This window comes from Streptomyces sp. KLMMK (assembly GCF_036961605.1).
GTDB classification, from domain to species: Bacteria; Actinomycetota; Actinomycetes; order Streptomycetales; family Streptomycetaceae; genus Streptomyces; species Streptomyces telluris.
This window is the reverse complement of the sequence record NZ_JBAMDC010000046.1, coordinates 18,647-30,804: the sequence shown is the minus strand read 5'-3', so window position 1 is coordinate 30,804 and position 12,158 is coordinate 18,647. Positions and strand designations below refer to the sequence as shown.

General features: G+C 73.4%; 12 protein-coding genes. 7 read left to right on the top strand and 5 right to left on the bottom strand.

All coding sequences use genetic code 11. The features are described from left to right. The coding region (locus V7793_RS11385; protein ID WP_336005211.1) for an AMP-binding protein at positions 1 to 1,135 on the top strand (1,135 nt) is incomplete at its 5' end. 103 nt (positions 1,136 to 1,238) lie between these two features. On the opposite strand, the gene V7793_RS11380 is transcribed toward V7793_RS11385, so the two are convergent. Continuing rightward, positions 1,239 to 2,060 (bottom strand): hypothetical protein, encoded by an 822-nt coding sequence (locus tag V7793_RS11380; protein ID WP_336005208.1) that lies wholly within the window; start codon positions 2,058 to 2,060, stop codon positions 1,239 to 1,241. Between the two features lie 234 nt (positions 2,061 to 2,294). Here V7793_RS11380 and V7793_RS11375 point away from each other — a divergent pair, with 234 nt between their 5' ends. The 3 genes from V7793_RS11375 (at position 2,295) to V7793_RS11365 (ending at position 5,287) form a co-directional block, all read left to right on the top strand. Next, positions 2,295 to 2,420, top strand: a complete 126-nt coding sequence (locus V7793_RS11375; RefSeq protein WP_336005205.1) for a hypothetical protein — start codon at positions 2,295 to 2,297, stop codon at positions 2,418 to 2,420. 21 nt (positions 2,421 to 2,441) lie between these two features. Next, positions 2,442 to 3,602 (top strand): methyltransferase, encoded by a 1,161-nt coding sequence (locus V7793_RS11370; protein ID WP_443057882.1) that lies wholly within the window; start codon positions 2,442 to 2,444, stop codon positions 3,600 to 3,602. A gap of 209 nt (positions 3,603 to 3,811) precedes the next feature. Further along, a complete protein-coding gene (locus V7793_RS11365; RefSeq protein WP_336005201.1) occupies positions 3,812 to 5,287 on the top strand; it encodes a hypothetical protein in 1,476 nt (491 codons plus the stop codon). An 80-nt stretch (positions 5,288 to 5,367) separates the two neighbouring features. On the opposite strand, the gene V7793_RS11360 is transcribed toward V7793_RS11365, so the two are convergent. Next, a complete protein-coding gene (locus tag V7793_RS11360) occupies positions 5,368 to 6,165 on the bottom strand; it encodes a class I SAM-dependent methyltransferase (protein ID WP_336005214.1) in 798 nt (265 codons plus the stop codon). A gap of 426 nt (positions 6,166 to 6,591) precedes the next feature. Continuing rightward, positions 6,592 to 8,181, bottom strand: a complete 1,590-nt coding sequence (locus tag V7793_RS11355; RefSeq protein WP_336005198.1) for a helix-turn-helix domain-containing protein — start codon at positions 8,179 to 8,181, stop codon at positions 6,592 to 6,594. A gap of 253 nt (positions 8,182 to 8,434) precedes the next feature. Here V7793_RS11355 and V7793_RS11350 point away from each other — a divergent pair, with 253 nt between their 5' ends. Further along, a complete protein-coding gene (locus tag V7793_RS11350; protein ID WP_336005195.1) occupies positions 8,435 to 8,896 on the top strand; it encodes a hypothetical protein in 462 nt (153 codons plus the stop codon). 119 nt (positions 8,897 to 9,015) lie between these two features. Then, positions 9,016 to 9,639 (top strand): TetR/AcrR family transcriptional regulator, encoded by a 624-nt coding sequence (locus V7793_RS11345; protein ID WP_256790428.1) that lies wholly within the window; start codon positions 9,016 to 9,018, stop codon positions 9,637 to 9,639. 25 nt (positions 9,640 to 9,664) lie between these two features. Here V7793_RS11345 and V7793_RS11340 read toward each other — a convergent pair whose 3' ends face one another. After that, complete coding sequence (locus V7793_RS11340; RefSeq protein ID WP_336005191.1) at positions 9,665 to 10,885, bottom strand: FAD-dependent oxidoreductase; 1,221 nt, start codon at positions 10,883 to 10,885, stop codon at positions 9,665 to 9,667. A gap of 131 nt (positions 10,886 to 11,016) precedes the next feature. Then, on the bottom strand, positions 11,017 to 11,295 hold the full coding sequence (locus V7793_RS11335) for a helix-turn-helix domain-containing protein (protein WP_336005190.1): 279 nt from the start codon (positions 11,293 to 11,295) through the stop codon (positions 11,017 to 11,019). An 84-nt stretch (positions 11,296 to 11,379) separates the two neighbouring features. Between V7793_RS11335 and map the strand changes: the two genes are divergently transcribed. Then, complete coding sequence (gene map / locus V7793_RS11330; RefSeq protein ID WP_336005187.1) at positions 11,380 to 12,147, top strand: type I methionyl aminopeptidase; 768 nt, start codon at positions 11,380 to 11,382, stop codon at positions 12,145 to 12,147. Positions 12,148 to 12,158: the final 11 nt, after the last annotated feature.

Sequence of the window (12,158 nt, the reverse complement as noted above, 5' to 3'; positions counted from 1 at the left end):
CCCCCCCCCCCCCCCCCCCCCCCCCCCCCTCCCCCCCCCCCCCCCCCGCCCCGAGGACATCTGCATGATCCGCCACACCGGCGGCACCACGGGCCACCCCAAGGCCATCTGCACCGCCTTCGAGCGGCTGCCCGGCTTCCAGGACGACGTCGACGAGATCCTGGAGCCCGAGGGCACGAACGAGGACGGGATGCGGCAGCTGGTCTGCACGACGCTCGCCCACGCCGCCGGCCTGCTGGCCGACGTCACCCTGCGCACCACCGGCGGCACGGTCGTCCTGCTCGACGACTTCGACCCCGTGGAGGTCCTGGCGGCCATCGAGCGCGAGCGCATCACCCACATGTTCCTGCTGCCGCCCCTGCTGTACCAGCTCATGGACCAGCCCGAGGTGGAGCGCACCGACACCTCCAGCCTCCGCAACATCACCTACGGCGGCTGCCAGTCCTCCCCCGCCCGGCTCGCCTCCGCCGTCCGGCGCTTCGGCTCCGTGCTGACGCAGTTCTACGGGCAGAACGAGGCGGGCGGCATCAGCGTCCTCGGCCCCGAGGACCACGACCCCGCGAACCTGGACCGGCTGCGCACCGCGGGCAAGGCCATGAAGGGCGTCGAGATCGCGATACGCGACGAGTCCGGCCGCGACCTGCCCACCGGTGAGCACGGCGAGGTCTGCGTGCGCTCCGAGCACATCATGCAGGGGTACTGGAAGCAGCCCGAGCTCACCGCCGAGGTCCTGCGCGACGGCTGGCTGCACACCGGCGACATCGGGTTCCTGGACGACGAGGGCTACCTGACCATCGTCGACCGGCTCAAGGACATGATCGTGGTGGTCGGCGGCCACGTGTACACCACCGAGCTCGAGGACCTGCTCAACACCCACCCACAGGTCCTGCAGAGCGCCGTCTTCGGCGTCCCGGACGCCAACCGCATGGAGCACGTGTACGCGGCGGTGGTGGCCGCCCCCGGCAGCGAACTCGACGAGAAGGAGCTGCGCGAGATGGTGCACCGCGAGCGCGGCGCCATGTACGAGCCGGCCCGCATCTCCTTCATCGGCACCCTCCCGCTGACGGACGCGGGCAAGCCGGACAAGAAGCTGCTCCGGCGCGAGGCGGAGGCCGAGGCCGCGGCCTCCATATAGCCCATGGGGCCGGCCGCCGTCCCGCGGCCGGCCCCTCGGCCGGACAATTCCGTCGTCGCACGCCGACCCCGGGCCCGCAACGCCGGCCCGGGGTCGGTGCGCGTCAGCGGGGCGTGTCGAGGGCCGCCTGCTCCGCGGCCTGTTCGGCTCGCAGCTGGGCGGCCACCGTGTCCGTGCGGGCCCGCAGGGCGAGGACGCGCTCGCCGGTCTTGGTGCCGTGCAGCGGCGGCTCCGCGGGGAGCACGGGGATGCCCTTGGCCTGCGCCGTGAGCACCAGGCTGTGCATGACCTCGGCCTGCTGGGCCAGCAGGGCCGTGCTGAACATGTTGGCCCGCAGGGTCTTCTTCATCCCCAGCGCGCCGCGGTAGGTGATTTCGCAGGCGACGTTCACCGTCTCCAGCCGCTGCTCGCCCGCCTGCTCGAGCGCGGCGAGCATGACGGAGGCGAGGCCCTCGACCACCTTGGTGACGACCCACTTCCGCCCGGGGAGCATCGGCAGGAGGTCCCGGATCCGGTCGATCTCGGCGTCGAGCGCCTCCGTGGTCATGGCGCTGAAGGCGTCGTGCAGCTGGAGGTGGACGACCTTGTCCCAGGGGATGTCCTCGCCGTCGAAGCCGACCGACTCGGGCCCGAAGCGCAGCGCGCCGATGCCGTCCAGCGGACGCAGCGCCTTGGCGGTGATGGCGGGGACCTTGGGGTGGCGGCAGATCAGGGCGCCGAGGGAGAACTCCCACTCCACGGGCGTGGGCGCCGCGGGGGCGGGCAGCGAGCGCAGGACGGACAGGACCCAGTCGCCCGAGGCGTTGGTGCCTGCGCGCCCGGCGTCGACGCCGCGCTGTACGGCGTGGGCGACGTCCTTGCCGAAGGAGGTGGCCGCCGTCCCCACCTGGTCGCCCAGGTTCTTCACCCGGTTGAGTATGCCCATGCCCTGACCCCGTTTCACCTGCGTTGTTCGTGTGGCGGCGACACTTTACCCAGTGATCGGGGCAGGCGGCGCAGCGCTCACTCCCCCGGCCGGGGGCGGGAGGGGCCGGTCCACGAAACCGGCGATCAGGTCGTCGAGGGGGAACGGGGCGAGGACATCTGGCGGTGCGGCGGCGGAGAGCTCGCGGGTACGCTCCTGCCCGAGACCGACGAGCTGATCGTCAAGTGCTACCCGGTGGCCGTCGGCGCCGGCATCCCGGTCTTCAGCACCGCATTCCGGCCCTGCCGGTTCGACCTCGCCGACAGCCGTTCGTTCGCCGGCGGAGCGGCCGTGCTCACCTACACCAGGGGTCTCGACTAGCCTGAGGGCACAATGAACCGTTTGATGACGCCATGGGGCGAGCTGGGCCTGACTCGTTTCCCCGAGGACCCCCGCGACCAGCTCCGAGCCTGGGACGCCGCCGATGAATACCTCCTCAGCCATCTGGCGGGGAGTGCGGAGACCGCGGACGGCCCCACGGACCTGTCCGGCACGGTGGCCGTGCTGGGCGACCGGTGGGGCGCGCTGACCACCGCCCTCGCCGGGCAGGGCCACCACCCGGTCCAGATCACCGACTCGCTCCTCGCCCAGCAGGCCACCCGCCTGAACCTCGAGCGCAACGGCGTCGCGCCCGGCGCCGTCACCCTGCTGTCGACGCAGGACGCCCCGCCGGACCGCATCGACGTCCTGCTGGTCCGCGTGCCCAAGAGCCTCGCACTCCTGGAGGACCAGCTGCACCGGCTCGCCCCCCGGCTGCACGCGGGGACCGTCGTCGTCGGCACCGGCAAGGTGACCGAGATCCACACCTCGACGCTGAAGCTGTTCGAGCGGATCGCCGGCCCCACCCGGACCTCGCTGGCGGTGAAGAAGGCCCGGCTCATCTTCTGCTCGCCGGACCCCGCCCTCCCCCGGGCCGCGAGCCCCTGGCCCTACAGCTACTCGCTGCCGCTGGGCATCGGCCCGGCCTCGGGGCTGACGGTCACCAACCACGCCGGCATCTTCTGCGCCGAGCGGCTCGACATCGGCACCCGCTTCTTCCTGCGCAACCTGCCGCAGCGGCGCGGCCCCGAACGCATCGTGGACCTCGGCTGCGGCAACGGAATCGTCGGGACGGCCGCGGCCCTGGCCAACCCGCAGGCCGAGGTGGTGTTCGTCGACGAGTCGTACCAGGCGGTGGCGTCCGCTGAGGCCACCTTCCGGGAGAACGCCGGCGTGCGGGCCGCGGCCGAGTTCCGGGTCGGCGACGGACTGTCGGGGATGCCCGCCGACTCCGTGGACCTGGTGCTCAGCAACCCGCCCTTCCACTCCCACCAGTCGACCACCGACGCGACGGCCTGGCGCATGTTCACCGGGTCGCGTGCCGCGCTGCGGCCCGGCGGGGAGCTGTGGGTCATCGGCAACCGTCACCTCGGGTACCACGTGAAGCTGCGCCGCCTCTTCGGCAACTGCGAGATGGTGGCGAGCGACCCGAAGTTCGTCGTTCTGCGGTCGGTCAAAAACTGAACTTTCCACACCAGGAGACCCCACTGGCGGGCAGTGATCCAGATCACTGCCCGCCAGTGGTTTAGGACTTCTGAGGGCCCCTGCGGCCATGGCATGATCATGCCGTTACCGGCGGGTAGCCGTCCGGTTCACCCGTCCATGCCGTGTGATGCGGGCCGGAGTGCGCACTCCCCCGGCCTGCCCCCACCTCACGCTCCCGAGGATCGAATTTGCGCAAGCCCGCACGATTCATAGCTTTACCCGCCATCACCGCTGCCTCCCTGCTCGCCACCGGGTGCTCCGCGGCCTCCGGGCCGTCCGGCAGTGACACCGGTGCCGGCACCGAGCAGGCCGCAGCGGCCCGACCGCCCGCCGCGGAACCCCAGCTCGCCGTCCGGGCCGCGCCCGAGGGCGCGGGCGCCCCGACCGCCGTGGCCCGCCCGTCCGGCTCCGGCAGGACGGCGCAGAAGTCCTCGCTGAAGGTCGCCTCGTTCGACCGGAAGAGCGGACGCGCCGTCATCTCCGGCGCGGCGAAGCCCCCGAAGGGCCTGGCCCCCGGCCGCACCCCCACGCCCTCCGGCTCGGCGAGCGCCGGAAGCAGCGCGGCCCCCGAGAAGAACAACCAGGTGGACGTCGGCGACATCATCGCCAGCGCCCCCGCCCCCGGCGCCCCCGACGGTGTCCTCGCCAAGGTCACCAAGGTGCTCGGCAAGACCGAGAAGGGCACCGAGGTCAACACCGCACCGGCGACGATGGGCGCCCTGCTGGGCGACGCCAAGGCCGGCGGATCGGTCCCCGTGGACCCGTCCACGGTCGGCGTCGAGCCGCTCGTCAAGGGCGTCAAGGTCTCCTGGGCGAAGACCGGCGACCTCCGCTTCGGGCCCAAGGGCGCGAAGCTGCCGCTGGGCAACCTGCGGATCGACGTCGGCACGTCCATCGCCACCGCGAAGGACGCCCCCGCGTCCGCCTCCGCGTCGGCCTCGGGCTACGTCCAGCTGGCTCCGGAGGTGAACTTCGCCTACGACGGCGGCGGTTCCGGCTTCGGCGGGGCGCCCGCCGGCGCCTCGGTGTCCCTGTCGGGCGACTGGTCCTCCCAGTGGGAGCTCAAGGGCCAGGCGGCCGCATCGACGGAGGGCAAGCCGCTGCGGCTGCCGTTCGCCAAGCTGCACGCCTCGCCGGTCATCCAGGTCGGCGCGGTGCCCGTCGTGGTCAACCTCGGCCTCACCTGCTACCTGCAGGTGGACGCCGACGGCCACGTCAACGTCGACGTCAAGGAGGACCTCAAGGGAGGCTTCCGCGTCGGCGGCGAGTACACCAAGGGCAAGGGCTGGTCGCCGGTCAACACCTCCGACATCACGGCCACTTCGCCGCAGGCGTCGGTGGAGGCGGCCGGCAAGGTGAAGGCCACGCTCGGCGCCGAGGCGTCCGTCGGCCTGTACGGCGCGGTCGGCGTCACGGCCGACGTCGCCCCGTACCTGCGGGCCGAGGCCGAGGGGCGGGCCGCCGCGGCCGCCGACGGCTCGGCCTCGGCCACAGGCAAGTGGGCCGCGTACGGCGGGCTGGACCTGGCCGGAGCCCTCCAGCTCCAGCTGAAGATCTTCGGCACGCCGATCTTCCAGAAGCCCATTCCGCTGGGCTCGCTCCACAAGGAATGGAAGCTCGCGGGCGGAGAGGGAACCGTCTCCACGGCGGGCCGCCGCAAGTAGGCCCCGCCCAGGCGGGCAAGAGCACCGGTACGCGCTCCCGAAGCGCGTACCGGTGCTCTTCCCTTTCCTCCCCCGTGCTCCTACTCCTTGGACGCACGCAGCGAGTAGACCATCGGGACGCGCGGACGGCCCTCCGGGAGACGGTAGACCGTGCTCCCGCCTCCCCGGCTGCCGCTGGCGTCCTGCCCCCGGACCATGTCGTCGAGGAACTCGAACAGCGTGAAGTCGTACTCGTGGAGGAACTCCAGCCGCAGCCCCGCGGCGCTCACCGCGCTCACCACGTCGCCCATCGTGTGCAGCCACTCCACCGAGCGGTTGTGCCGCGTCGGGGCGCTCATGTCGGCGTACGAGCCCGGCTCGTCGTAGGTGAGCGGTCCGCGGGCGAAGTAGTCCTCGGCGAAGGCCCTGCCGTCCTCGCCCAGGCACATGGCGACCGGGTGGAACTCCGCCAGGTACAGGAAGCCGCCCGGCGCGATCAGCGAGGCGGCCGTACGGGCCCAGCGCGCCAGGTCGGGCAGCCAGCACAGGGCCCCGAAGCCCGTGTAGACGATGTCGAAGGTCTCGCCCCGCAGCGCGGCGGGCGCGTCGTACACGTCCGCCTCGACGAACCGGGCCCGCTCCTCCCCCACTTCCGCCGCCAGGTCCCGCGCCGCCTCCACCGCCGCGCCGGAGAAGTCGAGACCGGTCACGTCCGCGCCCTTGCGGGCCCAGGACAGCGTGTCGGTGCCGATGTGGCACTGCAGGTGCAGCAGGCGCTTGCCGGTGACGTCCCCGACCTCGTCCGGCTCGAACCCGCGCAGGTCGTTGCGGCCGGCCTTGAACCCCGCGAGGTCGTAGAAGGCGCTGCCCGTGTGGAGGGGAACCCGCTCGTCCCACATCGCGCGGTTGGTCTCGCGCCACCCCTCCGCACGACCGGCCCGCCCGCTGTCCGTCTGTCCACTGGTCGTCGTCACGTGCGTGACGCTAGCGGGAGCGCTCGCGGACAGGCCAACGGTTTTCCCCGGACGGGCCGCCGGCCCCGGGCGCGGGCGCACCCCCAAGTGCGGGCGCCCGGAGGCCGAGCCGTGGCGCGGCCCCGGGCCCGGCTCCGTGCCCACGCCCGCGTGCGGATCAGGCGGGCGTGGACAGGCGCGCCGGGTGGTCGGGCCGGCGGCACCGTTCCCCCGTGAACCGGCGCGGTGCAGCGCCGGTGAGACCACGTTAGGTCCCGGCGGGCGGGTGCGACACGTCATGGATGCACGGTTGTGCGCCGGTTTCTGTCACGGGTGCACGGTGCGGAGGTCCGGCTCTCCCGGTGCGACGCCTCATGCGGCGCACATGACGCAGCCGGGGCGGGAGCCGAGGTCCACTTCTTCCAGGGCGGCGCACGCCAGGACCACTTCGTAGAGGTCGCCGCCGCCAGGGACGAGCCGGCGGCTCAGCAACTGCTCGGCGCCGCGCAGGTGGTCGCGCACGGTGCGGGGGTGTACGCCCAGGCGGGCCGCCGTCTCCTCGACCGCCGTGTTCTCGGCGATCCATGTGCGCAGGGTGCGGCGCAGGTCGCGGTCGGCGGCCGCGAGGCGCCCGAGGAGTTCCTGCGCCCAGTCGCGGACGGGGCCGGCCGCGAGCAGGCGTTCCAGGCCCGCCGGCCGGGAGCCGTCGTCCGCCGCCGTGCCGGGGGAGTCGGGGGGCATCTGCAGCGCCAGGTGGAGGGCGGCGCGGGCGCGTACGTCCGCCAGATCGGCGCCGAGCAGGGCGGCCGTCCTGTCCATCCGGGCGCGGACGGTGTTGCGGCTGATGCCGAGGATCCTGGCCGCGTTGACCGCCGTGAACTCCAGCCCCAGGCCGACCGTGGCGAGCAGGGGGCCGCGCCCGTGGTGCGGCAGCGACTCCAGCGGCTGCAGGACGCGGGCGGCCCAGGCGCCCGAGGCGGCCGGGTCGAGGAGGGCGGTCAGCCGGGTCTGGGGCAGGTGTTCGGCGACCCGGCCGGGCCGGTACCGGGCCACGGCCAGGGCGCGGGCGGCTTCGCCGTACGCGTCGGCCAGCTGCGTGAGGGGGTGGAAGCCCCCGGAGCCCAGGAAGACGCCGGGGTGCTCTTCGACGAAGCGGTGCAGTGCGGCGGCGACGTCGTGGTCGCCGGCGTCGTGCGCGGCACCGCCCTCCGGCCCGCCCTGCCGCATCGTGGGGGTGACGACGATGAGCTGGCTGTCGTACGCGGCGCAGCGCACGGCCAGGGCGCGTTCCCCGGTGGCCTCTTCGCAGGCGCGGACGAGGGTTTCGCGCCGGTGGCCGGGGAGTTCGAGGACATGGACGCGGGCCGTGTCGGCATCGAGCAGGCCGGGGCTGAGGCCGGCGGCGGTGCGCTGGGCCAGGGCGACGTCCCCGCCCATGAGGAGCTGGAATACGGCGAGCCGCAGGCATTCCGTGGCGCGTTCCGCGCTCCGGCGGTGTTCCCCGGCCTCGCGGGCCTTGAGCAACAGGGCCAGGACGGCGGCGGCGTGGCCGAGGAGGGCCGCATCCTGTTCGCCGAACGGCCGGGGCAGGGCGGCGGCGAGGACGGGGTGCGGGGCGCGGCGTCCGAGGGCGACGAGCCGCAGCTGTCCGTGGTGGTCGTCCACGGCTGCCGCGTGGAGCCGGCCGCCGGCGACCTGGCCGAGCAGTTCGCCGGCGCGTGCGGCGAGTTCCCGGTGTGCGGCGGCTTCGGCGCGGGAGGCCGGGCCGGTCAGGGGTTCTCCGTCCCGTCCGGTCAGGGTGACGGTGCCGCCGAGGGCTCCGGCGAGCCAGGTGACCAGGCGGCGTACGGACGCGTCGTCGCCGCTCTCCCCCGCGCGTGCGAGGTCCAGCAGCCGGGTCAGCCGGGCCACGTGGTCGTATGAGTGCCCCCGGAGTTGTTCGCCGCCGTCTTCTGTGACCACAGAGCCACCCCTTTCCCACCCTTTTCACCTTTCCTCCAGGCTACTTGAGGGCGCCCGGAGTGCTCGCGCCATTGCACGGAGGCGCGTTGCGCGCGTGCACGCCGGGGGGCGCGTGCCGTGGCGCGGCAGGCGGGTCGCACTGCGGGTGGAGCGTACGCAGAGGCGGTTCGCGCGTTGTGCTGGGTAGGCAGGAGCCAGGCGTCACGGATGAGCACGTGCGTGACGGGACGAGACGCACGGGAAGGAAGTCACGTTGATCCGTCTGGCGCGGGGGGCTACGGGTTTCCGGGGGCCGCACGAGGCCCCTCTGCCGCGGACCGAGGCGGCGCTGTTCCGGGCCGCCTGCTTCACCGCGGCCATGGAGGCCCGGGGGCGGGCCGGCGAGATGGTCCCCGGCGAGATGCACACGTTCCGCCATGCGACCCTCACCGACGGGTACGGCCGGGCGTTCACCGCGCTGGGCCACGTCCATCTGCCCGTGGTCGCCTTCACCACCGACGCGGTCAGTGAGGGCAAGCCGGTTCCCGGCTTCGCGGATCCGCCGCTGTGGGCGCAGGCCTTCGAGACGGCGGGGCTGCAGGTGATGGGGGTCAAGGAGCTGATGACGCCCTTGGAGGAGGTCGACGTCGCGGACCTGTCCCCGGCCGAGCTGACCGAGATCCGCTACTGGAAGCCCGCGTGCCTGGGGGACGTCCTGTTCAACTGGTGGGACTGACCGGCGGCGGGCCCGGATCCCCGCCCGTCCGGGCGGGGACGCGGCGGTGTACGGTCTGGTGTCCGTCGGCCGGAGGACGGTGAAGGCCGCAGAGCGAGAAAGGCGGAGGTGGCGTCGCGATGACCCCTCGCCGCAGTGCCGGTCCCGGCGCGCCGACCTTCACGGAGCGGGCGCGCCGGCAGCAGATCATCGAGAGCACCATCGACCTGATCTCCACCCGGGGCTATCCGGCGACGTCGCTGTCGGCGATCGCGGAGCGGGCCGGGATCTCCAAGGCCGCGGTCCTCTACCACTTCTCGTCGAAGGACAACCTCACGCGCGCGACGTTCGCACAGGTGCTGGAGCAGTTCGGCGCCTACGTCACCGAGCGCGTGGAGCGCGAGGCGGATCCGCTGGACGCGCTCGTCGCCTACGTGCGGGCGATGGTCGGCTACCAGCAGGCCAACCGGCGGCACGTGCGGGTCATCACCGAAATGCTCCTCGACGACGAGGGCGGCACGCAGCTGAAGACGCCGGGCCGGCACGACACCGGCGGCCGCTGGCAGGCCCTGGCGGAGCTGCTGGCGGCCGGGCAGGCGGCGGGCCGGCTGCGGGCGTTCGACACACGGGCGGTGGCGCTCGCGATCGGCGGGGCGATCGACGGGGTGGTCGCGCACTGGCTCGCCGACCCGGACGTCGACCTCGGCGCGGCGGCCGAGGAGCTGGTGACGTTCACGCTCCACGCGGTCCGGGCCCCGGCCTGAGCCGGGTGCCCGTCGCGGTGCGCGCCTACGCCCTGGCGAAGGCGGGCGCGCGCTCGGGCCGGATCCCGATGCCGCCCAGGTAGGCGGTGACCGTGCGCAGGGGCGCCGCGCGGCGCAGGAGGCGCATCGGCAGGGGCAGGGCGGCGCCGTCGAGGGTGCCGTCGAGGGCGCTGCGGATCAGCTGGTGCTCGCCCAGCTGCGACTGCTGCACCAGGGCGGTCGGCAGCCGCCGGCGCTTCTGCACCCGGGCCAGGTCGTGGACGCGCACCCTTCCCTCGCGCAGCGGGCCGGCGAGGATGCGGGCGGCGGCCACGGCGTCCTGGATCGCGAGGTTGACGCCGACGCCGCCGACGGGCGACATGGTGTGGGCCGCGTCGCCGATGCAGAGCAGGCCGCCCGCGTACCAGCGCGGCAGCCGTCCCATCGTCACGTCGAGCAGCTTCACGTCGTCCCAGGAGCGGATCGCGCCGGTGACGTCGGCGTCCCAGCCGAAGAGGCCGCCGAGCCGGTCGCGGAACCACTGGACGTCATGGGTGCGCAGCTCGGCGTCGCGGCCCTTGGCGATGAGGTAGGAGGTCTGGAAGTACGCGCCCCGGTCCATGGTGACCGCGGCCTGCCCGCCGCCGAACCGGGCGAAGACGCGGCCGTCCTCGACGCCGCCGCGGGGTGCGTCCACGCGGACCTGCCAGACGTCCATGGGGACGTCGAATTCGTCCTGGACGAGGCCGGCTTCCCTGCGGACGACGGAGCGGCGGCCGTCGCAGCCGACGGTCAGGGCGGCCGCGATCTCGCCGGGCGTGCCGTCCTCGGCGGTGTAGCGCACGCCGGTGACGCGGCCGCCCTCCTTGCGCAGGCCGGTGACCTCGGTGCACATGCGCAGGGTGAAGGAGGGTTCGGCGGCGGCCGCGCTCGCCAGGAGGTCGAGGAAGTCCCACTGCGGGACCATGGCGATGTACTTGTGGCGGCCGGGAATGCGGCGGAAGTCGGCTGCGACGACGGTGGTGCCGCCGATCTCCATCCGCATCTCCTCCAGCTTGGGGAAGGGCAGTTCCGCGAACCGCTTCCCCAGGCCGAGCTCGTCCAGCAGCCGCAGGGTGGAGGGGTGGACGGTGTCGCCGCGGAAGTCGCGCAGGAAGTCACGGTGCTTCTCCAGGACGGTCACCCGGATCCCCGCCCTGGCCAGCAGCAGTCCCAGCATCATGCCCGCAGGTCCGCCGCCCACCACGCAGCACGTCGTGCTTTCCATGCTTCCCGCCTTTCGCCGCGCATGATTCCGCGCATGACTCTGACCGATCGGTCAGCAATCTAACCGATCGGTCAGTCGATACTTGCGGGAGGGCCCGAAAAGCCGTCAGGAGCGGGGTCCGGCCCCCGTCTTCACGCCGTCAGCACGTCCCCCTCCGCCGCATCGGCGCCTGCCGCGGCGGCCACCGCCAGCTGCTCCATGGACAGGTTCAGCACGGAGGCCAGCGCCACGATCGTGAAGAAGGCGGGTGTCGGCGCGCGGCCGGTCTCGATCTTGCGGAGCGTCTCCGCGGACAGCCCCGAGGCCGCGGCGACCTCCACCATGCTCCGCTCGCCGCGCGCCTCGCGGAGCAGGGCGCCGAGCATCTCGCCGCGGTGCCGCTCCCAGGGGGTCAAAGGGGTCCTCACCATGCACCCGATACTAGACCGTGATACTAATACCGGTATAAGAATGACGGTATAAAAATTGGCAGTACGTCGAGGGGGTTCGGAACCATGGTGGAGATCAAGACCGACGGTGAACTGGAGGCCATGCGCGCGGCGGGCCGGGTCGTCGCCCATGCGCTGGCCGCGGCCCGTGACGCCGCGAGGACCGGGGTACGGCTGCGGGAGCTGGACGAGGCGGCGCGCGCCGTGCTGAGCGAGGCCGGGGCGAGCTCCCCCTTCCTCGGCTACCGGCCCTCCTTCGCCCCCACCCCCTTCCCGGCGGTGATCTGCGCCTCGGTCAACGACGCGGTCGTGCACGGCATCCCGGACGACTACGCACTGCGCGACGGCGATCTGGTCAGCATCGACTGCGGCGCCCGGCTCGACGGGTGGACGGGCGACTCCGCGGTGAGCTTCATCGTCGGCACGCCCCGGCCGGCCGACACCGCCCTCGTCGACGCCACGCAGCGGGCCCTGGACGCCGCCATCGCCGCGGCCGTCGTCGGCAACCGCATCGGGGACATCGCCCACGCCGTCTCGACGGTCGCCCGCGCCGGGCGCTACGGCATGCCCGAGGAGTTCGGAGGTCACGGCATCGGCCGGCAGATGCACGAGGATCCGCACGTCCCCAACTGGGGGCGCCCCCGCCGGGGCCTGCCGCTGCGGCACGGCCTGGTCCTCGCGATAGAGCCGATGCTCATGGCGGGCGGGCGCAACGACTACCGCACGGACCCCGACGGGTGGACGCTGCGCACCGTCGACGGCAGCCGCGCCGCGCACATCGAGCACACGGTCGCCATCACGCACGACGGCCCGCGGGTGCTTACGCTGCCGTGAGGCTGCCGTGA

Bases quoted from the DNA above. Each gene is read 5' to 3' on its own strand.
- V7793_RS11360 (WP_336005214.1), bottom strand. From the start codon at position 6,165: ATGTGGGACGAGCGGGTTCCCCTCCACACGGGCAGCGCCTTCTACGAC.
- V7793_RS11335 (WP_336005190.1), bottom strand. From the start codon at position 11,295: ATGGTGAGGACCCCTTTGACCCCCTGGGAGCGGCACCGCGGCGAGATG.
- map (WP_336005187.1), top strand. From the start codon at position 11,380: ATGGTGGAGATCAAGACCGACGGTGAACTGGAGGCCATGCGCGCGGCG.
- V7793_RS11380 (WP_336005208.1), bottom strand. From the start codon at position 2,060: ATGGGCATACTCAACCGGGTGAAGAACCTGGGCGACCAGGTGGGGACG.
- V7793_RS11340 (WP_336005191.1), bottom strand. From the start codon at position 10,885: ATGGAAAGCACGACGTGCTGCGTGGTGGGCGGCGGACCTGCGGGCATG.
- V7793_RS11345 (WP_256790428.1), top strand. From the start codon at position 9,016: ATGACCCCTCGCCGCAGTGCCGGTCCCGGCGCGCCGACCTTCACGGAG.